Origin of the sequence: Desulfosporosinus metallidurans, from assembly GCF_001936615.1 — a bacterium.
Taxonomy (GTDB): Bacteria; Bacillota; Desulfitobacteriia; order Desulfitobacteriales; family Desulfitobacteriaceae; genus Desulfosporosinus; species Desulfosporosinus metallidurans.
Genome location: NZ_MLBF01000065.1, coordinates 1 through 21,621 on the forward strand (window position 1 = coordinate 1; position 21,621 = coordinate 21,621).

Genomic DNA, 21,621 nt, shown 5'->3' on the forward strand with positions numbered 1-21,621 from the left:
TGTGCGTCTTTGTGGCGCTCAGTTATAGTACCATTTTGCCAACGTACTGTCAACTATTATTTTCTTCCATAATTTTCTTTCATTTTCCGTGTTTGCTCTTTCTGACTGGCATAAGAAAACTTGGTTTCAGGGACACTCGGCCATCCGACACCAAGCCATCCATGGCGGTGTCTAATCTCGAACGTCCTGTTCGAGTCACCGCCAGCGACCGCCTCGTGTCACTGGTGCCACCAGAAGCTTATGCTTTCTTACTGGTATCAGAAAAAACGCTCCAGCAAGTGAAGCGTTCCTCGTAAACAATACTATTCGACTTCTTGAATGATCGGCAAAATCATCGGTCTGCGACGGGTTTTTTCGTAAAGTTGTTTGCTCAAAGCATCTCGAATTTGACTTTTTAACACGGCCCATTCTGTAATCCGGCTCTCACGGCAACGCGCCATCGTCTGTCTTACCTTGAGTTTAGCCTCGTCTAACATAGACTCTGACTCACGAACATAGACAAACCCACGTGTTACAACATCAGGTCCTGAAATAATCGCACCAGTTGAACGGCTAATCGTCATGACAACGATTAAAATACCATCTTGAGAGAGCTGTTTTCGATCCCGCAGTACAATATTACCAACATCCCCAATACCCAATCCGTCAATCAGGATTTTACCAGCCGTGACCTTGCCCCCCATAGCTGCTCCATGTCGGGTGAATTCAACAATCCCCCCGTTTTCCGAGACAAAAATATCCTCCCGGGGAATACCGAGTTGCTCAGCCAACTGAGCATGTTTTATCAACATACGATACTCGCCGTGAACCGGCATAAAATACTTTGGCCGAACCATATTAAGCATTAATTTTTGCTCTTCCTGACTGGCGTGGCCAGAAACGTGCATTCCGTCCGTCGATTCATAGATGACATTAGCGCCCAATTTAAATAATTGGTCAACCGTTTTAGCCACTGATTTCTCATTTCCCGGAATCGGACTTGCCGAAATAATCACGGTGTCTCCCGGTTGAATTGCCACGTGCCGATGATCATGGTTCGCCATTCGGGTCAGTGCAGACATCGGTTCACCCTGACTCCCCGTAGTCAAAATACACGCTTGATTTCCCGGCAAACCGATAATTTCATCAATATCAACGAGAGTTCCCTCAGGAATATCCAGATACCCCAGTTCCGCTGCAATGCCAACAATATTGACCATGCTTCGTCCCACGACTGCTACCTTACGGTTCGTCTTAACTGCAGAACTAATAGCCTGTTGAAGTCGATAAACATTTGATGCGAAACTGGCAAGAATCACTCTGTCCTTAGCCTCATAAAAGGCCTCATCAATCATTTGTCCGACATTTCTTTCAGAGGGCGTAAAGCCAGGTCTTTCCACATTAGTACTGTCTGACAGGAGACACAAAACCCCTTTGTCTCCCAATTCCGAAAATTTATGAATATCAAGTGTTTCCCCAGATACGGGAGTATGGTCTAGTTTAAAATCCCCGGTGTGCACAATAGTCCCCAATGGAGAATGAATAGCAATTCCTACTGAATCCGGAATGCTATGGTTGACACGAATAAATTCAATTCGAAAAACTCCCAGTTTAATGACATCCCTTGGTTGTACAACAGTGGCCTTGATATTATTTAAATTATTCTCTTTCATCTTGGACTGTATAATCCCCAAGGTCAAACGTGTCCCAAAAATAGGCACATCCACATCTCTCAATAGATATGGCAATGCCCCGATATGATCTTCATGTCCGTGTGTTAGCAGTATGCCAAGTAACATTTCTTTGTGTTCAATTAAATATGAGTAATCCGGTATTACAATATCGATCCCCAACATTTCTTCTTCTGGAAACGCTAATCCCGCATCAATCAGCAACATCTGATTATCATAGCGAATCACGGTCATATTTTTTCCAATTTCTCCAAGACCGCCCAAGGGAATAATTTGCAGTTTATGCTCTTTCGGCAAATAAATCTACCTCCTGTGTTTATTTTATCAACTTCGCATTGTGCCTAAAAAGCTAAGGGGACCCCCGTAAGTTTCTTCGACGCCCAAAATTAAGGCAACAAAAAGACGCGAACTACTAAAAACGAACACAACGACGCCCCGTATTCGTCAGTATTTCGAAAAGCATCTTATGAAACTAGCCGCACAATATATATAAATTCATTATAGCGCGAGAAATGCTCAATGGCAAGTTACTTCACTTCCCTAGTACACTTGACATTACTTTGTCCTTAGACTCAGTATGAAAGTTTACATTTTGGATACAATAATCAGAAAGGTGGTTTGTAATCATGACTAATGTTGTTTGTTCTGCCGTTCAATGTCACCACAACGAGGAGGGACACTGTCAGCTTGAAACGCTCAGTGTAACTTCAAGCTTAATGAATCGCGAAGCAGAGTGTGCTTTTTACGAACCCAAGACTGAATAATCCAGAGATAAATCCATATTTACTAAGGGGCTGTGACAAAACTCGTTTTCAGTTTGAGTTTTGTCACGGCCCCTTTTATTTTTCAAGAAGCAGGAATTTCAGAACTATAAGAGAATACTTTTTTAATATTCAAATATTCAGCCAAGTTTGAAATTTAAAAAGGAGGAAAGAGAATGGGGATCTTAAACTCTAAAGAAGACCTTACCCGTGAACAAGCTTTGGAACTATTAGAGGACTTTGCCAAGCGTTGGATAGCACATGACGGACTATGGTTCCAGGCCATTGAGCAAGTACGGGGGCTTGACGAAGCTGTCGAACGCGATATTGAGGCTTGGCGAAAATTTACTGTCATAGAAGCCAAACGGATTATGTCTTTCCTCGATTTACCCAAAAATGGTGGGCTTGACGCACTGGAACGAGCGCTAAAGTTTCGGCTTTATGCCTTTCTAAATGTACAAGAATGCTCTAGACCGGATGAACGAACCTTGATTTTTAAAATGCTTGATTGCCGCGTCCAATCTGCCCGGAAACGCAAGAGCCTCCCAGACCATCCTTGTAAACCAGTGGGAGAAATAGAGTACTCTTTATTCGCTTCCACGATTGACTCGCGCATTAAGACAAGTTGCATCGCTTGCCCACCAGATCCACATCCGGAAGAATTCTACTGCGGATGGGAGTTTACCCTTGATCAAGATTAGCATCGCTAAAGCTCTTCTCTGATTCATTTATGAATACAATATCTTTATGCAACAAGAGAGAACCCCTAAGTCGATTAGGGGTTCTCTCTTGTTAGAATCACTAAAGTTACATAATACTATTCAATTTTTTTTGAGGTAATCAATGTACTGATTACCTCAAACTTAACTTTCTAGACTATCAAGTTACTTGCCTTATCTGCAGCCACTTTCAATTTTGGTATACCATGGGCAGTATTTTTGTTATTGACGTCACTGACGTGTATCTTTTTGAAATCATCCATAAGATCTATTAAGAACTTCATTTCCTCCTGCGTCGCGTTAACAAGAGGTAAACGTACCCCACCGGCTTTAAGTCCAGCCATATTCAAAAGGGCTTTAATGGGAACTGGGTTCGCGGTTACGAATATTCCTTTGAAGATTGGGAAAAGTTCAAGATGCAACTTAGTTGCTAGTGCAGTATCTCCAGCAAACCAGGCATCCACCATTTTTTTCATCTCATCTCCAATGACATGGGCTGCCACACTGATGATTCCACTACACCCCAACGCCAACATGGGTAAGGTCATTGAGTCATCACCACTGTAAACCGTAAAGTCAGAAGGTAACATCCTCTTAAGCTCACTAACCTGATCAAGAGAGCCTGCAGCCTCTTTCAAGGCTACAATGTTGCGAATTTCAGATAGCCTCTTAACCGTCGCAGGCATTAGATTGGCGGACGTCCTACCCGGTACATTATAGAGCATTAGTGGTAATGAAGTCGCTTCAGCAATCGCCTTAAAGTGCTGGAACATCCCCTCTTGAGACGGTTTATTGTAATAAGGTACAACTGCCATCACTCCATCGACACCCGTTTTTTCAGCCTTACGAGCCATGGCAATACTAGCATCCGTAGAGTAGGACCCGATTCCAGCGATCACCGGTCTTTTCCCCAGAGCCCCTTTAACCACTTTAAAAAGTTCTAATTTTTCTTCAGCTGTTACGGTCGGAGATTCTCCTGTCGTTCCACAAACTACTAGGCCGTCTGAGCCGTGTGCCACCAAATACTGAGCTAAGCGTTTGGCTTCTTCATAATCAACCTCCAACGCTTCATTCATGGGAGTCACCATGGCTGTCAAGATTCGTCCGAAAGACATCTTTCTCATCCTTTCTTCCCACATTTAGTTTGCCTTCGAAATAGTTTAGCTTAGATCAGACACTTAACTTGAATTTTTTGTGTAATGCTTGTACTGCAGTCACCATATCCTCTTTGTGTACGAGTACCCAAATGGTAGTATGTGAATCAGCCGATTGTAGGATGGTCACACCAGCATCGGAGAGTGCTTCTACCATATCGGCCATAACCCCAGGAACACCTGCAATTCCTGCTCCTATAATTGAAACTTTAGCACAGCTTGGCACGATTTCTGGTTCAAAACCCATATTTTTAAGTATATTAACTGCTTTAGACGAAACCTCATCGGAAACAGTATAGAGTACTGCTTCGGGTTGTACACTGATAAAATCTACGCTAATGTCAGCAAGGGCCATCGCTTTAAAAATTCGTTTGTCCGTGAGATGAATGTTTGGAGCATCTACCGTTAAAATCCGAAGTTGAGTGACATTCGGCGTATGCGCAATCCCTGTAATTATACGGTCAGCGGTAATATCCGTTCCTGCTCCTTGATCTGGATGCATATTGGTCACCAAGGTCCCTGGTGCATCTGAAAAGGTCGATTTAATTCTGAGCGGAATATTACGTTGCATCGCAATTTCTACAGCTCGTGGGTGAATGACCTTAGCTCCTTGATAGGCCAATTGACATATCTCGTTATAAGTAACCGTGTCTATGATACGTGCATCTTCCACAATTCGAGGGTCGGCGGTCATAATTCCCTCAACATCCGTATAAATATCGATCGTTTCTGCATCAAGGGCTACTCCAAGAGCTGAAGCCGTTGTATCACTCCCTCCTCTTCCGAGGGTTGTAATTTGACCGTCTTCCGTTATTCCCTGGAATCCGGTAACGACAACAACTTTACCTTCCGAGAGTTGCTCAAGAATAGCACCCGGCTCCACTCGTACAATCCGGGCATCCCCAAAATCATTGTTTGTGATAATTCCAGCCTGCCCTCCCGTAAAAAGGACTGCTTCAAATCCAAGACTATTTAAGGTGCTGACTAAAACAGTACCCGAAATCACTTCCCCGCAACTCATGAGCAGATCCAACTCACGTTTTGGTAAGTCCGGATAGATTCCTTGGACCATCTTTAGAAAGGTATCCGTTGCGTAGGGGTCCCCGGAACGGCCAATGGCCGACACCACAATAACCGTTGAATACCCACCATGAACGGCCTCTGAAACTTTGGAAACGACTTGCTCTCTCCGCTCCGCTGTGGCCACGGAGGTTCCGCCAAACTTCTGAACTAAAATTCGCACCCCCATACCCCCTCTTCGATACACGATGCTCGAGGCACGATGCACGATATTATAAAAGCAGTTCCGCTATTTGTACGGCATTCGTTGCCGCACCCTTGCGAATTTGATCCCCTGCTACCCACAAATTAAAGCCCTGGTCAATGGAAAAATCCTTACGCAAGCGTCCGACATAAACTTCGTCCTTGTCAGAACTGAACCAAGGCATGGGATAACGGTCCTTACTAGGCTCATCATCAATAATAACACCTGCTGCTTTACTTAAAGCCTCCCGTACATCAGAAACACTAACTAAGCGCTCTGTCTCCACATTGATGGACTCAGAGTGACTGCGGAAAACAGGTACCCGAACCGTGGTTGCGGTAATCGCCATATTCGGGGCATGGAAAATCTTCTGAGTTTCCTTAACCATCTTCCACTCCTCTTTGGTGTAGTCTCCCTCTTGAAATACATCGATGCGGGGAATAAGGTTGAAGGCAATTTGATAAGGAAAAACATTAGAAGTAATCTCTTCCCCCTGAGACCAAGCCTTTACTTGATTCTCAAGTTCCTCAATACCTTCCCGTCCTGCTCCCGACACGGCTTGGTAGGTCGAAACAACAACCCTGCGAATTCCTGCCAAATCGAAAATTGGTTTGATAGCAACCGCCATAATAATCGTTGAACAATTGGGGTTGGCGATAATCCCCTTATGCCATTTTACATCTTCTGGATTAACTTCAGGAACGACTAAAGGCACTTCTGGATCAAGCCGAAAAGCGCTGCTATTATCAATCACTACTGCTCCACTGTCCACGGCGGAACGGGCAAATTCTGTACTCCCTGATCCACCAGCAAAGAGAGCAATGTCTATGCCCTTAAAACTTTCGTGAGTTGTCTCTTGAACCTCTAGATCCTGACCCTGCCATGAAATGTGTTTTCCCGCGGAACGCTTGGTGGCTAACAACCTTAATTCATCAACGGGGAAATGACGTTCAGCAAGAATCTTAAGAAACTCTTGTCCCACTGCGCCCGTAGCGCCAACAATTGCAACATTTGACATTCCTGTATGTTCCTCCTTACGTATGTTTACCTTGTTCAAAGGGTGCCCTGCCGTTAAAGCAAGGCACCTTAATCATTAAGCGATCACTACTTTATCGATAATCCAAAAGCACCGGTTGAATTTGTTTTCCGGCACATGCCATGACGATCGTTTCCGGAACTTTATCCATATGAGCCACTAAAGAATTCGCTTTAACGACTGGATTATCTTGACCAAACGGTACCAAGTAAATATTCTTTGTAATGAGTAATGTTCCAATATTGCGAGCATTTAACCCTAGCCCATCATTCGTCGAAATAGCTAAAACGACGGGTCGATGATTACGAAGATGGGATTTTGCCGCCATGAGTACCGGGGTATCTGTAATTCCGTTGGCTAGTTTAGCTAGAGTATTTCCGGTACACGGAGCGATAACCACACAATCAAACATCTCCTTAGGCCCGATCGGCTCAGCGTCTGGAATAGTATGAATCAGCTCCTTGTGCGTTATTTCCTGAAACTGATGTTTCCAGTCCTCTGCTTTTCCAAACCGTGTGTCCATGTTTTCAACGGAATAAGAGATAATCGGCGTCACCTCAGCCCCTTCATCGACTAATCGTTTCATGACCTTTATGACTTCACCTAACATACAGTGTGATCCTGTAAACGCAAACCCAATTTTTAACCCGTCAAACTTCATCTCTTCGCACCTCCACTCTTAAGACTCAACCGTGGCATTCATTGTGGTCAAGTGACGAAGAATAAGTTGCGGATAAATTTGAGCAAGAATTCGGCCAGCCGTTTTGGGAGCTACAATACCTGGGAGACCCGGAGCCAGGAGAGCTTTAATGCCCAGCATTTGCGCGTATTCGAAATCTGTTCCTCCTGGGATTGAAGCCAAATCCACAATTACTGCATCCCTCGCTACCTTTTCTAACATCACACGGTCTAGTATGAGATGAGGTACGGTATTAAAGATGATCTCCGCACGACCAATCTCATCCTCCAGATCGGAAAAATGTACAGGATGAAATCCCATTTCAACAGCACGTGCTAAGTCCGCAGCCTTACGGGCAACTCCTGTCACATGTGCACCCATACCTTGCAACAAGCGCGCCAGAGTCCAACCGAAACGCCCCAAACCTAAGACCATGCTTTCGCTGCCATGAATCGTGATGTTTGTGGCCTCCATAGCCATCTGAATGGCTCCTTCGGCCGAAGGTATGGAATTAAGGATCGTAATTTCATCAAACTTGATGGTTTCAATCAATTGGAGTCCCATCTTCTCCGCTGCTGACTTCAAAGCTGGTCGCGCAAATCCTATGAGCAGTGGAACCCGCGACGGAATAGCTTGAAGTATTTCTTTGTTGAGCACAATGGGTGAAGCAGAGTATTTTGCTTTCACAACCCCACGTTCATCCGTGCCGAACATCGGGAAAACCAACACGTCCACTTGGCCGACTGCATCCAGCAGCGTTGGAGCCAGTGTCAATCCCCCAATAGGAGAAGCAGTTTCAAATCCAACCCCAATTATGTAGGCTCCCTGTTTTTGAAGTTCGGGAATCAAATATAGCTCCCGCTCATCCCCTCCTATGACTGCCAAACGAATTCCTTCCAAACCCGCACTCATCTTTATGCCCCCTTTGAGACAGTGTCCCATTGACTACTATCCATTATATGAGGGCATACGGGCTGCGGTTACGCAGGATCATTACCTAATCAAGGAAATTCTCAAGTCCTATTACTAAATCAGTCAATTCAAAAGCCTTGCGTATTGCTAACATAACCCCTGGTATATAAGTCTCTCGTGAAAACGCGTCATGCCTAATTGTCAGAGCTTGGCCTAAACCACCGAATAATACTTCTTGGTGGGCAATCAACCCCGGTAACCGCACAGAATGAATATGGATCCCCCCTAGATCCGCGCCCCGAGCCCCCGCAAGTTTTTCATATTCGTTCGGGTGTCCCTGAACCATAGGATCACGGACTTCCAAAATCCCTTCTGCCGTTTTTAAGGCGGTCCCTGATGGGGCATCCAGTTTTTGATCATGGTGCAGTTCAATAATATCCACATGAGGAAAGTATTTTGCCGCTTCCTTAGCAAAACGCATCATTAAAATGGCTCCAATCGAGAAATTCGGTGCAAAGAACGCGCCGATATGTTCTTTAACAACCAGAGCACGAATTTCATCAATCTCAGCTTCGCCCAATCCAGTTGTTCCAACAACTGGCACTACTCCGGCCATAATTGCCGTTTTAGAATTTTTCAAGACCGACTGAGGATTCGTGAAATCCACTAAAACGTCAGCGCGTACTTCACGCAGAATTTCAAGATCCAAGGGGCCCGTTATATCGACACCAACTCTCGATGCGCCAACAACAAAACCCACGTCCATCCCTTGATGTCGAGTATCTGAAGCCCCCACCAGTAGAAGATCATCTTGTTGAATAAGTGAACGGATCACTTCCTGACCCATTTTGCCACTTGCTCCGGCTACAAAAACTCGAATTTTCTTCAAATAGAACCCCTCCTGTGAAGATAAGGCAAAAACCCCGTTGCAAATGCAATGCGGGGTTACAGCTTTTCCACTCATTTTATTGATTATCTCGTCCTCTGTCAAATTAAATATTAACGTATTTTCTCAGATTTATTATGTAAATCAATGATAATTACCTCAGAACCTACTTTTTTAATCGTTTGCCAAGGTATCACCAAGACTTCCCGTTCCCGTTCTCCTTTTGAACCCCAAAAGCCCGAGAACCCCCCACGAGAGGTAAGAATGATTGCTTCAACCGATCCGTTAAGAGAAATATCGAGATCGGCATCACCCACCAAACCTAGCTTCGCTCCATCATACAGATTAATGATTTCTTTACCGGCTAGATCACTTAAAAGCATCCTATCCCCTCCCCTACTTCCGTAATTTCAGCCAAACTCTCAAGCCAAAGGGTTGAACAATGGCCAGCAACAAGGAAATGACCGCGAGTGGTTCAACGAAAAATTCCGCTTGACTCCACCAATCTTCCGGTATTTTCAGGAAGGAGAACAATAGCTCCAGCGAGAGATATATTCCCCCTGCAGTGCCCACCAATTGACTTAAAGCAGTCGCCAATTGGTTAGGAGCAGGCTGTGATCGCCACATCATTAAATACCTTCGTTCACGTATGGAAAGGACAACACCTACGACCAAAAACGTAACCCCAAGGGCTTGCATCTTCACTCCCCCCTTATGGGGATTGTATGAAAAGACAAACTACCCTAGAACAAAGAAATCAAATTCCGGTCGAACCAAACCCTCCTGATCCTCGAGGCGTTTCCTGAAGTTCTGAGACTTCTTCAAATAACGCTTGGAAAACCGGCATAAAAACCATTTGGGCGATTCGATCTCCAGGATTAATGCTGACAGATTGAGTTCCAAGGTTTTGCATTAACACTTGAATTTCTCCCCGATAATCAGAATCGATCACGCCCACACCATTCGTTAACCCTATTCCATAACGATTAGCTAATCCGCTACGGGCAAAGACAAGGGCGACCACATGTTGATTGGGAAGTTCGATAGCCAAACCCGTCGGAATCTTGACGTTCTCTCCAGGGTTAACCGTCATCGGTTCCTTAAGATCTGCGCGAAGGTCGACCCCTGCAGAGGCCGCTGTCGCATAAGCCGGAAGAGCTATGGAATTGTTACTTACCTTTTTTATCTTAACCGTAATACCCTCTGACACCTAGGCACCCTCCTTGTGTATGGGGCACAATGCATCGTGCCCCTACTCGTCCCAGCCTGTTTGTTTCAACAAATCGGCTAATACTTCTTCATGTCCGGATGGGCCCAAGGTCATAATACTAATTTTATCCTTTTGCCAAAGTCGCCCGATCACCCGCAAAACATCGTCCAAGGTCACCTTTTCCAGCTTTTCCACGACTTCCTCTGGGGTAAGCACGCGATTATACGTCAGTTCTGTCTTCCCCAAACGACTCATCCGACTACTTACAGACTCGAGCCCAAGATATAGGCCGCCTTTAATTTGCGCTTTAGTTCTCTCAAGTTCACTTGCGGAAATTCCCTTTTGCTTAATTTCCTTTAGTTCTTGGAGAATACACTCAATGACTTCCTTAGTGTTCTTGGGACTCGTCCCTGCGTAAATCCCAAATAAACCAGTATCCACATAAGTGGAGTGGTAAGAATAGACAGAATAGGCTAAGCCGCGCTGCTCTCGTATCTGCTGGAACAACCTAGAACTCAAACCGCCACCTATAATATTATTGAAAATATGCATGGCATAGATATCCTCGTCATCTTGACCCAGACCAGGTACTCCGAGAAGGATATGCATCTGTTCTGTCTCTTTATGTTGATAACGTTCCACAGTCTGCCCAGTAGGTGTTCCTTCTAAAACCCTGCGGCCGCCTCGCTTAAAAACACCAAATTGCTTTGATAGTTTCTCTACAATATCCTCATGCTTGATTTTTCCCGCCACTGCTACCACGAGATTATCCGGGGCATAGTGTTCAGAGAGAAACGTCATAATTTTATCCCGATTTAAGGATCGGATGCTCTCCTCAGTGCCTAAGATCGGCTTTCCTAAGGGATGATCATTCCATACACATTCGGAAAAAATATCATGGATCAATTCATCGGGCGAATCCTCATACATCTTAATTTCTTCGATAACCACATTTTTTTCTTTCTCAATTTCCTTTTCGTCGAAAAGCGAGTAAAAAAACATATCACTTAAGACATCAATGGCAAGATCAAGATCCTCATCTAGAACTTTAGCATAGTAGCAGGTATATTCTTTCGTGGTAAAGGCATTGAGTTGCCCACCAACTGCTTCAAGGGATTCCGCTAAATCTCGTGCACTTCGATGCTCCGTACCTTTAAAAAACATGTGCTCCATAAAGTGCGAAATCCCCTCAAAACCTTCACGTTCATCCCGAGAACCTGCACCCACCCATAAGCCAAAGGCAATCGAACGAACATGTTCAATTTCTTCCGTAATAATTCTAACCCCGTTGGGCAACACCGTTTTTTGATACAATCAATTCAACTCCCCTTTAACATCCCTTTACGTTCACTGTGCAAAGGAACACTGTAATATTTTTGGTCCCCTAACCAGACTTCTAAACGTCCTACTCGTTCTCCCGCTCGAACCGAGAAATTCGCAGGTTTCTCCCACACAACACGAGTTTGAAGGTTCATGCGCTTCGCTTTTGGAATGCTGACATCGATTGAATCATCACTGAAAACTGGAACTGGCTTATAGGTACTGGGGAATTCGGCGATGGCCTCTCTTGGGTTCACCAGCCGAACCGTCTCGGTTTTTTCAAATCCCCACTCTAGTAGTTTCTTGGCGTCCCCGAACCGATCGGGTGCATTAAGAACCACAGCCAACAACTGACGACCTTCCTTCGTTGCAGAGGCAACAAGGCATTTACCTGCAGCTGTCGTCGTCCCCGTTTTAACGCCATCCGCATACGGATAATTCCAGAGTAGTTTATTTGTATTTCTCAAATCCATGAGCACATAAGGATCAAGAAAATGTATTTTCGTTTCTCTTTGACGGGTAATCGAGGCGAATTGTGGAATTTGCAAACCATGCCGAGCCATAAGGGCTAAATCGTAAGCAGTTGAATAATGATCTTTAAGAGGTAGGCCATTCGTGTTTTCAAAATGAGTATTTTGAGCTCCTAAAGCCAGAGCTTTCCGATTCATCAGCTTTACAAACTGTTCTTCAGTTCCAGAGATATCCTCGGCGATCGCTACACAGGCATCATTACCCGATCGGACTAAAGCCCCTGTAATGAGTTCATAAAGGGTAATCTTCTCTCCAGGATCAAGATGTATGGTTGATTCGCCGACAGCTGCCGCTTTCTGACTAACCGTTACAACTTCATCTGGCCTCCCTAACTCAAATCCTAGAATCGCGGTCATGATCTTAGTGGTACTGGCAGGTGGGCGACGTTTATTCTCCTGTTTACCGAAGAGTACATCCCCTGTAGCTACATCCATCAGCACAGCAGCGTCTGCCGTAACTCTAGCAGGCCCATCCTCAACCACAGCAGGCTGAACAGCACCAAAAACAGGGTTCACTGGAAGTAGGCTAGTGCTTATAACACAAAGCAAGACGCAGCACCAGGCACGCGTCCACTTTTGTCTGATCATCAAACCACCTCAATTTCTTATTTATTATGAGGTAGTATCTCCGATCTGATCAAATGTTATTAGCTCAGCAAGGGTTTGGAAAACATAACCCTCTCGTGCCAATTGATCGAGAATGATAGGCAACGCTTTGACGGTATTCACTTTTGGGTGCATTAAAACGATCGCACCCTTCTTATCGGGTTTTATTCCAAACCGTATTGCCGGATTAACAATCCTTTTAATAATAATCTCCGTCGTACTGTCACTCCGCCAATCCACGGTGTCTAAGGTCCATAGAATTGTCTGATAGCCCAATTCGTCAGCAGCCCGCAATCCTGAAATGCCCTTTTCACCGTAGGGCGGTGCGTAAAAACGTGTTTTTTGTCCAAGGATTCCTTCAATAATTCGTTCTGTTTTTTTAATCTCTTCTTGGTTAGCTCCTACGGAAATCTGATCAGGATGCGGGTGAGAATACCCATGGTTTTCAATTTGATGCCCTCGTTTGGCCATTGTTTTTAACAATTCCGGATTTTTCTTGGCCCAGCGCCCTGTGACAAAAAATGTCACTCGCGCATTGCCCTTATCCAAAGCATCCAAAATGGCAGGGATAAATTCTTCGCCCCAATCAACATTAATCGTTAAAGCCATGACTTTCTGATCTGTTTTGATTTGTTCAATGGGTTTAGTGACTGGAGAATTAGACACCATAATCCAATTCTTTGTAACGAACCCTGCCAGCAATAGAAAGAAAATCCCGCCTAACGAGAGCATTCGTCGCGAGATTTTAAAGTTTATGAACATTCGCGTCCCCCCCTCCATTAACATTTATGCGAAGAGGAGGATGCACAGACTGATGATGACAGATATTATATTGATTCTAATATTACGCTTTTGGCATAGCTTCTTTACGAGAGAGGTTCAAGCGCCCTTGTTTGTCGATTGCTGTCGCTTTAACCAGGATCTCATCTCCCACTTTGACGACATCTTCTACCTTTTCCACACGTTCATGGGACAGTTGAGAAATATGCACTAGCCCTTCTTTGCCGCTAAGTCCCAACACTCCCGGGATCACTTCCACGAAGGCGCCAAAATCCATGACCCGCATAACTTTACCTTTATAGATTTTGCCCACTTCCACGTCCTGAGTTAAGGACTGGATAATCTTCAAGGCCTGATCCCCACCATCGCCGTTGACCGAAGATATAAAGACACGACCATCATCCTCGATGTCAATCTTGACTCCCGTTTCTTCAATAATTTTCTTGATCGTTTTTCCGCCCGGTCCAATTACATCACGGATTTTATCCGGATGAATCGATGCTGTAATAATTCTTGGAGCATAGGAAGAAAGTTGTGGGCGGGGCTTTTCCATGACCGCAAGCATTTTATCCAGAATAAAGAGCCGACCTGCTTTCGCTTGGGTTAGGGCTCTCAAGAGTATCTCTCGTGATACTCCCTTAATTTTTATATCCATCTGCAAGGCTGTTACGCCCTTGCTCGTGCCAGCGACTTTGAAATCCATATCTCCAAAGTGATCTTCTAAGCCCTGGATATCCGTCAGAATGGCGATTTGATCTCCTTCCTTGATGAGACCCATCGCAACCCCTGCCACTGGCGCTGAAATAGGAACTCCTGCATCCATCATGGAAAGGGTACTGCCGCAAACTGAAGCCATTGAACTTGATCCATTGGATTCCAAGACTTCCGATACCAAACGAATCGTATAAGGAAACTCGTTTTCATCGGGTAAAACTGGGAGCAAAGCTCTTTCAGCTAAAGCACCATGCCCGATCTCCCGACGTCCTGGCCCACGCATCGGCCGGGTTTCCCCAACACTGTAGGGTGGAAAATTGTAATGATGGATATAACGCTTGGACCGTTCAAGACCCAACCCATCTAAAATTTGCTCATCATTTGCGGCCCCCAGCGTCGTTACAGTTAAGACCTGAGTTTGACCTCGGGTAAAGAGGCCTGTCCCATGTGTGCGTGGTAAAATTCCCACTTCGACCGTGATCGGGCGAACTTCATCGACTGCCCGACCGTCCGGGCGAATATGTTCGTCTGTAATCAATTTGCGTACAATTAGGTGTACTAGGTCTTCGAGCATCCCCTTTATTGTTTTGGTTTCATCGGGAAACTCAGCTTCGAAATAACTTAGGGCCTCTGCTTTAACTGCGTCGATCGCGGCTTCCCGTGCCTTTTTCTCCTCTACACGGACAGCGGCATCTAATTTACTGTATGTAAAGCCCTTAACAGCTTCTGCCATACGATCCTGGACTTTAACGTTTTGTATCTCTAGCTTATCTTTGGCCAGTCCCCTCTGTAGAGCTTCCTGTCGATAGTCCGCTATAAACTTGGCAATCTTTTTAATTTCCGCATGCCCAAACATAATCGCTTCCAAGATTTGATCCTCGGGTACTTCATGGGCACTGGCTTCCACCATCATGACAGCTTCTTCTGTTCCTGCCACAGTAAGAAGCAGGAGACTTTTTGTTGCTTGTTCAACGGTGGGATTAATAACAAATTCATTGTCAATAAGTCCTACCGTAACGGCTGCAATAGGACCTTCGAAGGGAATATTCGATATCGTTAAAGCTGCGGATGCCGCATTAATCGCCGTAATATCTGTCGCACAATCCTGATCCACGGACATTACAACGGTAACCACTTGGACATCATTACGAAATCCTTCTGGAAACAACGGACGTACTGGACGATCAATTAAACGAGCGGATAAGGTAGCCTTCTCACTTGGCCTTCCTTCCCGTTTAATAAATCCGCCTGGAATTTTACCCGCGGCATACATACGTTCTTCAAACTCGACGGTCAAGGGGAAAAAATCAATTCCCTCCCGGGGCGCCGCGCTGCAAGTCGCAAACGCTGAAACCACTGTGTCCCCATACTGGAGAAAAACTGAGCCTCCCGCTTGTTTAGCAATTTTGCCAGTTTGGAAAGTCATCGTTCTCCCACCGACTGAGAGTGACTTTTCAAATATTTCCTGTTTCACAATGGAACCTCCTTAAATCGTTTCAATCCTTCTTCTTAACTTGTTTCCTCTTCGACATATTATTATTATTTCCTGCAATTTGCATAAAAAAACTAAACTTAAGAATAATCTTGAGATTCGAAGCCAACTTTATCAGTAGTTTAATGAAAACTAAAAGCGGATCCCTTAAGATCCGCTTGTTTCGTTGACCATTTCTCGTATTACTTACGCAGGCCAAGTTCAGCAACAATATTACGATAACGATCAAAACTTACATTTTTTAAATAAGTGAGCAAGGCACGGCGTGAACCAACCATTTTTAAAAGACCACGCCGAGAATGATGGTCTTTCTTATGGGTCTTAAAGTGTTCTGTCAAATAGGTGATCCGTTCCGTAAGAAGCGCAATTTGCACTTCTGGAGACCCAGTGTCCCCTTCGTGTTGGGCATGCTTTAGAATAATCTCTTGTTTTCTCTCAGGTGTCATCATGATTGTTTTCCCCCGTTTTTTTAAAATCCCAACTGCCCAGGTCGACGTTGGAAACTTCGTCAATCCGAGTCAGTGGGTCCTATTAGTTTCCTAAAATAGTATACATGGTAAAAATATATTTGTAAAGTTCTTCAGCTATTGGATGCTCTTAATGGATTCCACGCAAAAGATCTTCAGCTTCAAATTTATCTTTCTTTAACTGGAACAAGAGTTCGTTGATTCCGTTAAACTTACGTTCATCACGCAACCGCTCTTCGATATAGACTGTGATCTCACGATCATACAGATTTCCGTCAAAATTAAAGAAATGAACCTCTACTATTGTACCATACAGATCATGAAAGGTTGGTTTCATCCCGATATTCATCATACCAAGCACACGCTTACCCTCTAAAGAGGCCCAGACTGCATACACCCCTCGTTTCGGAATGAGTAAGTCTTCTGGAGGGAGAATGTTCGCTGTGGGATAGCCCAGCTGACGCCCGCGTTCTTCTCCGTGTACGACCGTCCCACTCAGGCAAGGTGAGCGTCCAAGGAGAGACTTGGCTAAGGCGATATTCCCTTGAAGCAATGCCTTGCGAATACTGCTTGAGGAAATGATCAAACCATCCATCACTTGCGCCTGTAGAACACTAACTCCAAAACCATGCTTCTGTCCTAAGGTCCGAATTAGCTCGGGATTTCCTTTCCCGTGGGCACCAAAGGAATAATTAAAACCAACCACCACATGGACTACCCCTAGAGGAAGTAGAATTTTCTCTACAAACTGTTCTGGTGACGTGTTCGCCATCTCTCGTGTAAAGGGCAAAAGATAGACCGTACGCACTCCGATCTCTTCCATATGAAGCAGACGCTCTTGAGTAGTGGATAATAACTGTATTCCCCGTTCTGGAAATAACACTTTTAGAGGGTGAGGCTCAAAGATCAAAACGTCAAGTCCCACCCCTAATCGTTTTGCTTGTCCTAATCCATGTTCAAGTAAGCGCCGGTGACCTAGATGTACTCCATCGAAATTGCCTAACGCTATGACACAGGGTTCTTTAGTTTCTATAGGCAAACTTGTTAGAACTTGCACCGATTTGACCTCCTAAATTATCCAAAAACCTTATGCGGAAAAAGGCTTTGCTCACGCCAAACCCCAATTCCGATCAATTCTCCGTCCTCTATCACCTGAACATACGATTCCTGTCCTTCGGTTATGGTCTCGATCAAATCTCGCCTTGTCGGCAAACCATGCTTAAATGCATTAGCTCGAACAGCTGATAAGACTACCCGAGGAAGTTCAACCCCCGCAGTAAGCGGAAGCAAAAAGGGATAGGTTGACTTGCGCACCGCTTCATCAATCTCTTCAAGGGTCCAACTCTCTTGGAGCTTGAAGGGGCCCGAGCGAACACGCACTAAATAAGACATATGCGCACCAAAACCCAATGCCTCTCCAAGATCATAACATAGCGTACGAATGTAGGTCCCTTTTGAGCACTCTATGTCCAAGATCGCCCTGGGGAACTCTCCTTCGTACCACTTTACCAGCTTTAATTGATAGATAAACACTTCACGTGATGTTCTCTCAATGGCGATTCCTTGCCGAGCATATTCATAAAGGTGTTTACCTTCTTTTCGAACTGCCGAGTACATGGGAGGAATTTGTGTAATTTTGCCCGTAAAGCTTGGTAACACCTGTTCTAAGTCATTTTGTCCACAGTTCGGTGAACTTACTTTAGTCACTTTCCCGTATGAATCCTGAGTGTCCGTTGTAACTCCAAAAGTCACCTCGGCACGATACGCTTTCCCCTGCTCTGTTATGTATTCTGCTAAGCGTGTCCCCTTCCCTACACAAAGGGGTAACACACCAGCCACCCCGGGGTCAAGCGTTCCTGTATGGCCGATTCTTTTAGTCTTCAAGATTCTCCGCATCCAGACAACCACATCTGAAGAGGTCATCCCTGGTGGTTTGAGGACATTAATGATCCCTTCCAAGCCTTAACGCCTCCTCAATCGCGCTCCTTATGCTTTGTTTGGCTTCAGTCATAGGGACTCCCAAGGTACATCCAGCAGCACGTTTGTGCCCACCTCCACCGAAGTGGGCTGCAATTTCATTGACATTCAGCCATTGATTCGAGCGAAGCCCCCCTTTGATCTCTTGAGGTCCCACCTCTTTAAGTAGGACTGCCACCTCAACACCCGCGATACTCCGGATGTGATTAACCAGTCCCTCACTTAATTCCTGGGTTGCACCGCTTTTTTGGAAATCCTCTAAGCACAGGCTCATGACCGCTAGCTGACCTTCTGCATGGATTTCCAAACTGTCCAAAGCATATTGCAGTAATCTCAGCTGTGCCAAAGGCTTTTGGTCGAAGAGATTATGATGAATTCCTGATAAATCAAGACCTGTGTCTAGTAGTTCTGCCGTCAGGCGATGGGTTTGCGCAGTCGTATTACTATATTGAAAACAGCCCGAATCCGTCACAATTGCAGTGTAGAGATTAGTGGCCATATCTCTATCAATTTCTATACCCAGCTGGCTAATCAAGGTCACCGCGAGTTCTCCACAAGCGCATGCTTGGGCATCGATCCAGTTCAAGTCGCCAAAGAACTGATTGGAAATGTGGTGATCTAAGTTAAGAACCATAGTCTCACTTGGAATTTGAGACACAGCAAGATTAACTCGTTGAAGGTCCGTGCAGTCCACAAACATCCAGGTTTGTGGCGAAGGGTTAGGCAGCTCCCGACTGATACGGGATGCGGCAGGTAAAAACCTTAAATTGCTCGGCACTGGATCTGGATTATAAAAGGAAACTTCTTTTCCCATTTTCTCGAGGGCGAGACCCATCGCCAACATGGATCCGATACAGTCCCCATCAGGTGATACATGGGAGAAAAGCGCCACCTTTGGCGCTTTTCTTAACACTTCAATTATTTCTTCCACAGGTGAATTTTCATTATTCATGAGATTCATCCTTACTCGAATCGTCGGAAACTCCAACATCCCGTAACAACTTCGCAATGTGTGCACCATGTTGAATGGAAGGATCGTACTTGAAATCGATAGCCGGTACATGTCGGAGTCGTATACGCTTGCCAATTTCACTTCGCACAAACCCCGCAGCACGATTCAAGGCTTCCAAGGATGCTTTTCCTTCATCCTCAGTGCCTAGAACGCTAACATACACTTTGGCGTGCGCTAAATCATCCGCAACGTCCACACTAGTCAGCGTTACAAAACCAATCCGAGGATCTTTCAACTCCACGCGAATGAGCTGAGAAATTTCTTCTTTGAGCGTTTCTGCCAACCGATTGGGCCGATGTTTTGACATACCTATCCCTCCAGGACACATTTACTAAAGAGTGCGTTTGACTTCTTCCATGGTAAACGCTTCAATGATATCTCCTTCTTTAACATCATTGAACTTTTCGATGCCAATTCCACATTCGAACCCTTCAGCAACCTCTTTAACGTCATCCTTAAAGCGCCTCAGAGATTCCATGACACCATCATGAATGACGATACCATCACGAATAACACGGACTTTAGCAGAGCGAACAATTTTCCCTTCTGTCACCATACACCCAGCGACAGTTCCGGCTTTCGGAACTTTAAAGACTTGACGAACTTCGACTTTACCCAAAACAACTTCTTTAAAGGTAGGATCGAGCAGACCCGTCATAGCAGCTTTCACGTCTTCGATGGCATCATAGATGACTCGATAAAGGCGCAAATCCACACCCTCAAGTTCAGCTGTCGCCTTAGTATGCGTATCCGGTCGAACATTAAACCCTATAATGATGGCATTTGAAGCTGACGCCAACATGATGTCGTTTTTATTGATGGCACCCACACCGCCGTGGATTGGGTTGACTCGTACCTCACCGGTTGACAGTCGCAGCAGGGATTGCCGTAGGGCTTCGACCGACCCTTGAACATCCGCTTTAATAATAATGTTTAATTCTTTGATTTCGCCCTCTTTGATCTTGTCAAAAAGGTCCTCTAAGCTGACTTTTACCACAGTTTGTTTGGATTCTTCCACTTTACGCACAGCGATCCGTGCCGAAGTGATTTGTCGAGCCAATTTTTCATCGGCAACAACATAGAACGTTTCGCCAGCTTCAGGCACTTCGGATAAACCTTGAACTTCAACCGGCATGGATGGTCCTGCCTTTTTAACCCGTCGGCCCTTATCATCCACCATAGCTTTAATTCTACCAAACGCACAGCCTGATACCGCAACGTCCCCGATATTGAGCGTACCTTTGGAAACGAGGACGGTAGCGATGGGTCCTTTCCCTTTATCCAGCTCGGCCTCAATTACAGCCCCTACTGCTGGACGATTCGGATTCGCCTTTAAATCCTTAACTTCTGCGACCAGAAGAATCATTTCGAGTAACTGTTCAATGTTCAGTTTAGTTTTTGCAGACACGGGAACGGCAATGGTTTCTCCGCCCCATTCTTCCACGACAAGGCCATACTCTGTCAGTTCTTGTTTTACTTTTTCCGGGGTTGCATTTTCTTTATCTATTTTATTAATAGCTACAATGATCGGAACCCCAGCTGCTTTAGCGTGATTGATCGCTTCAATGGTTTGAGGCATGACTCCGTCATCTGCCGCTACTACCAAAACCGCAATATCCGTGACTTGGGCACCACGAGCACGCATTGCTGTGAAAGCCTCATGACCAGGAGTATCTAAGAAGGTAATCTTTTGACCGTTGATTTCAACCTGGTACGCCCCGATATGCTGCGTAATTCCACCAGCTTCGGAAGCCGTCACATGCGTCGTACGAATCGCATCTAAGAGGGACGTTTTACCATGGTCTACGTGCCCCATCACCGTTACAACAGGTGGACGGAAGACGAGATCCTCAGGTGCATCTTCGACATCTATAATAACAGCCATGGATTTCTCAGCTTTCACCTCAACGGTGACACCCATTTCACCTGCCAAAATTGTTGCAGTTTCAGCATCCAGTTCCTGATTAATGGTCGCCATAACTCCCAGATTCATAAGGTGCTTAATGAGTTCGCCAGCCTTACGGCTCATTTTAGACGCTAAATCCTGCACAGAAATAGATTCTTGAATCACAATATGCTTAGGGGTGGTATCTCGCACTTCTTTTTTAGGGGGCTTTTGAAAACGTCTATGCGGTGAACGTATCGCATTTTCTCTTTCCTTTTCTACTTCGCGTTTCCGTTCATAGGCTTTATCTTGGGCCTTCTTACTTGCCGGCGGCTGTCGTTTAGCTTGCTCGTTAATCGTTGGAGCCGAAGGTGCGGCTGCACCAGCACGAGAAGGCATTCCTGGACGTTGGCCCTGGGATTGACCTTGATATCCTGGACGTGGACCTTGGGATTGACCCTGATACCCTGGTCGTGGACCTTGGGATTGACCCTGATACCCTGGTCGTGGACCTTGGGATTGACCTGATACCCTGGACGTGGGCCTT

General features: G+C 45.3%; 23 protein-coding genes. 3 read left to right on the forward strand and 20 right to left on the reverse strand.

Going from position 1 to position 21,621, the window contains the following annotated elements; translation table 11 throughout:
- The coding region (locus DSOL_RS28510; RefSeq protein WP_207649665.1) for a hypothetical protein at nucleotides 1-296 on the forward strand (296 nt) is incomplete at its 5' end.
- 6 nt (nucleotides 297-302) lie between these two features.
- On the opposite strand, the gene DSOL_RS22685 is transcribed toward DSOL_RS28510, so the two are convergent.
- A complete protein-coding gene (locus DSOL_RS22685; protein ID WP_075367032.1) occupies nucleotides 303-1,967 on the reverse strand; it encodes a ribonuclease J in 1,665 nt (554 codons plus the stop codon).
- Nucleotides 1,968-2,296: 329 nt separating this feature from the next.
- On the opposite strand from DSOL_RS22685, the gene DSOL_RS27610 reads away from it, so the two are divergent.
- Entirely contained in the window at nucleotides 2,297-2,434 is a 138-nt protein-coding gene (locus tag DSOL_RS27610) for a DUF1540 domain-containing protein (RefSeq protein WP_139314578.1), read from the forward strand.
- A gap of 173 nt (nucleotides 2,435-2,607) precedes the next feature.
- Nucleotides 2,608-3,132 carry a DUF6125 family protein gene (locus DSOL_RS22690; RefSeq protein ID WP_170871595.1) on the forward strand — a complete coding sequence of 175 codons (525 nt, stop codon included), beginning with the start codon at nucleotides 2,608-2,610 and terminating at the stop codon, nucleotides 3,130-3,132.
- Nucleotides 3,133-3,302: 170 nt separating this feature from the next.
- Here DSOL_RS22690 and dapA read toward each other — a convergent pair whose 3' ends face one another.
- From dapA to infB, 19 genes are all read right to left on the reverse strand, one after another.
- A complete protein-coding gene (gene dapA, locus DSOL_RS22695; protein WP_075367033.1) occupies nucleotides 3,303-4,265 on the reverse strand; it encodes a 4-hydroxy-tetrahydrodipicolinate synthase in 963 nt (320 codons plus the stop codon).
- Nucleotides 4,266-4,320: 55 nt separating this feature from the next.
- A complete protein-coding gene (dapG, locus tag DSOL_RS22700; RefSeq protein WP_075367034.1) occupies nucleotides 4,321-5,547 on the reverse strand; it encodes an aspartate kinase in 1,227 nt (408 codons plus the stop codon).
- 49 nt (nucleotides 5,548-5,596) lie between these two features.
- A complete protein-coding gene (locus DSOL_RS22705; RefSeq protein ID WP_075367035.1) occupies nucleotides 5,597-6,586 on the reverse strand; it encodes an aspartate-semialdehyde dehydrogenase in 990 nt (329 codons plus the stop codon).
- A gap of 91 nt (nucleotides 6,587-6,677) precedes the next feature.
- The gene (locus DSOL_RS22710; protein WP_075367036.1) at nucleotides 6,678-7,265 is read right to left on the reverse strand and encodes a dipicolinate synthase subunit B; all 588 of its coding nucleotides are present in this window, start codon (nucleotides 7,263-7,265) and stop codon (nucleotides 6,678-6,680) included.
- An 18-nt stretch (nucleotides 7,266-7,283) separates the two neighbouring features.
- Nucleotides 7,284-8,195 carry a dipicolinate synthase subunit DpsA gene (gene dpsA, locus DSOL_RS22715; protein ID WP_075367037.1) on the reverse strand — a complete coding sequence of 304 codons (912 nt, stop codon included), beginning with the start codon at nucleotides 8,193-8,195 and terminating at the stop codon, nucleotides 7,284-7,286.
- An 85-nt stretch (nucleotides 8,196-8,280) separates the two neighbouring features.
- The gene (gene dapB / locus DSOL_RS22720; protein ID WP_075367038.1) at nucleotides 8,281-9,084 is read right to left on the reverse strand and encodes a 4-hydroxy-tetrahydrodipicolinate reductase; all 804 of its coding nucleotides are present in this window, start codon (nucleotides 9,082-9,084) and stop codon (nucleotides 8,281-8,283) included.
- Nucleotides 9,085-9,194: 110 nt separating this feature from the next.
- Entirely contained in the window at nucleotides 9,195-9,464 is a 270-nt protein-coding gene (locus tag DSOL_RS22725; RefSeq protein WP_075367039.1) for a YlmC/YmxH family sporulation protein, read from the reverse strand.
- A 13-nt stretch (nucleotides 9,465-9,477) separates the two neighbouring features.
- Nucleotides 9,478-9,780: a hypothetical protein gene (locus DSOL_RS22730; RefSeq protein ID WP_075367040.1), complete on the reverse strand. Its 303-nt coding sequence runs from the start codon at nucleotides 9,778-9,780 to the stop codon at nucleotides 9,478-9,480.
- Between the two features lie 58 nt (nucleotides 9,781-9,838).
- The gene (gene dut, locus DSOL_RS22735; protein ID WP_075367041.1) at nucleotides 9,839-10,291 is read right to left on the reverse strand and encodes a dUTP diphosphatase; all 453 of its coding nucleotides are present in this window, start codon (nucleotides 10,289-10,291) and stop codon (nucleotides 9,839-9,841) included.
- Nucleotides 10,292-10,333: 42 nt separating this feature from the next.
- The gene (locus DSOL_RS22740; protein ID WP_075367042.1) at nucleotides 10,334-11,605 is read right to left on the reverse strand and encodes a M16 family metallopeptidase; all 1,272 of its coding nucleotides are present in this window, start codon (nucleotides 11,603-11,605) and stop codon (nucleotides 10,334-10,336) included.
- A gap of 5 nt (nucleotides 11,606-11,610) precedes the next feature.
- Entirely contained in the window at nucleotides 11,611-12,729 is a 1,119-nt protein-coding gene (locus DSOL_RS22745) for a D-alanyl-D-alanine carboxypeptidase family protein (protein ID WP_075367043.1), read from the reverse strand.
- A gap of 24 nt (nucleotides 12,730-12,753) precedes the next feature.
- Complete coding sequence (locus DSOL_RS22750; protein ID WP_075367044.1) at nucleotides 12,754-13,509, reverse strand: polysaccharide deacetylase family protein; 756 nt, start codon at nucleotides 13,507-13,509, stop codon at nucleotides 12,754-12,756.
- 82 nt (nucleotides 13,510-13,591) lie between these two features.
- Nucleotides 13,592-15,715 carry a polyribonucleotide nucleotidyltransferase gene (locus DSOL_RS22755; RefSeq protein WP_075367045.1) on the reverse strand — a complete coding sequence of 708 codons (2,124 nt, stop codon included), beginning with the start codon at nucleotides 15,713-15,715 and terminating at the stop codon, nucleotides 13,592-13,594.
- Nucleotides 15,716-15,915: 200 nt separating this feature from the next.
- On the reverse strand, nucleotides 15,916-16,182 hold the full coding sequence (gene rpsO, locus DSOL_RS22760; RefSeq protein WP_075367046.1) for a 30S ribosomal protein S15: 267 nt from the start codon (nucleotides 16,180-16,182) through the stop codon (nucleotides 15,916-15,918).
- A 148-nt stretch (nucleotides 16,183-16,330) separates the two neighbouring features.
- Nucleotides 16,331-17,257 carry a bifunctional riboflavin kinase/FAD synthetase gene (locus DSOL_RS22765; RefSeq protein ID WP_075367047.1) on the reverse strand — a complete coding sequence of 309 codons (927 nt, stop codon included), beginning with the start codon at nucleotides 17,255-17,257 and terminating at the stop codon, nucleotides 16,331-16,333.
- A gap of 17 nt (nucleotides 17,258-17,274) precedes the next feature.
- Complete coding sequence (truB, locus tag DSOL_RS22770) at nucleotides 17,275-18,159, reverse strand: tRNA pseudouridine(55) synthase TruB (protein ID WP_075367048.1); 885 nt, start codon at nucleotides 18,157-18,159, stop codon at nucleotides 17,275-17,277.
- Nucleotides 18,143-19,129, reverse strand: coding sequence for a DHH family phosphoesterase (locus DSOL_RS22775; protein ID WP_075367049.1), 987 nt, complete (start codon nucleotides 19,127-19,129; stop codon nucleotides 18,143-18,145). The genes truB and DSOL_RS22775 overlap by 17 nt, the downstream gene beginning before the upstream one ends.
- Nucleotides 19,122-19,496, reverse strand: coding sequence for a 30S ribosome-binding factor RbfA (gene rbfA / locus DSOL_RS22780; protein ID WP_075367050.1), 375 nt, complete (start codon nucleotides 19,494-19,496; stop codon nucleotides 19,122-19,124). Before rbfA ends, DSOL_RS22775 begins: the two co-directional genes overlap by 8 nt.
- A 24-nt stretch (nucleotides 19,497-19,520) precedes the next feature.
- Nucleotides 19,521-21,621 (reverse strand): translation initiation factor IF-2 (gene infB, locus DSOL_RS22785; RefSeq protein WP_075367052.1); only part of this gene is annotated, 2,101 nt, incomplete at its 5' end.

What these genes read in the sequence shown, in the direction of transcription:
- rpsO (WP_075367046.1), bottom strand. Translation starts at nt 16,182, where the DNA reads ATGATGACACCTGAGAGAAAACAAGAGATTATTCTAAAGCATGCCCAA.
- DSOL_RS22775 (WP_075367049.1), bottom strand. Translation starts at nt 19,129, where the DNA reads ATGAATAATGAAAATTCACCTGTGGAAGAAATAATTGAAGTGTTAAGA.
- DSOL_RS22710 (WP_075367036.1), bottom strand. Translation starts at nt 7,265, where the DNA reads ATGAAGTTTGACGGGTTAAAAATTGGGTTTGCGTTTACAGGATCACAC.
- DSOL_RS22730 (WP_075367040.1), bottom strand. Translation starts at nt 9,780, where the DNA reads ATGCAAGCCCTTGGGGTTACGTTTTTGGTCGTAGGTGTTGTCCTTTCC.
- DSOL_RS22750 (WP_075367044.1), bottom strand. Translation starts at nt 13,509, where the DNA reads ATGTTCATAAACTTTAAAATCTCGCGACGAATGCTCTCGTTAGGCGGG.
- DSOL_RS22725 (WP_075367039.1), bottom strand. Translation starts at nt 9,464, where the DNA reads ATGCTTTTAAGTGATCTAGCCGGTAAAGAAATCATTAATCTGTATGAT.
- dpsA (WP_075367037.1), bottom strand. Translation starts at nt 8,195, where the DNA reads ATGAGTGCGGGTTTGGAAGGAATTCGTTTGGCAGTCATAGGAGGGGAT.
- DSOL_RS27610 (WP_139314578.1), top strand. Translation starts at nt 2,297, where the DNA reads ATGACTAATGTTGTTTGTTCTGCCGTTCAATGTCACCACAACGAGGAG.
- dapA (WP_075367033.1), bottom strand. Translation starts at nt 4,265, where the DNA reads ATGTCTTTCGGACGAATCTTGACAGCCATGGTGACTCCCATGAATGAA.
- DSOL_RS22705 (WP_075367035.1), bottom strand. Translation starts at nt 6,586, where the DNA reads ATGTCAAATGTTGCAATTGTTGGCGCTACGGGCGCAGTGGGACAAGAG.
- rbfA (WP_075367050.1), bottom strand. Translation starts at nt 19,496, where the DNA reads ATGTCAAAACATCGGCCCAATCGGTTGGCAGAAACGCTCAAAGAAGAA.
- DSOL_RS22690 (WP_170871595.1), top strand. Translation starts at nt 2,608, where the DNA reads ATGGGGATCTTAAACTCTAAAGAAGACCTTACCCGTGAACAAGCTTTG.
- DSOL_RS22745 (WP_075367043.1), bottom strand. Translation starts at nt 12,729, where the DNA reads ATGATCAGACAAAAGTGGACGCGTGCCTGGTGCTGCGTCTTGCTTTGT.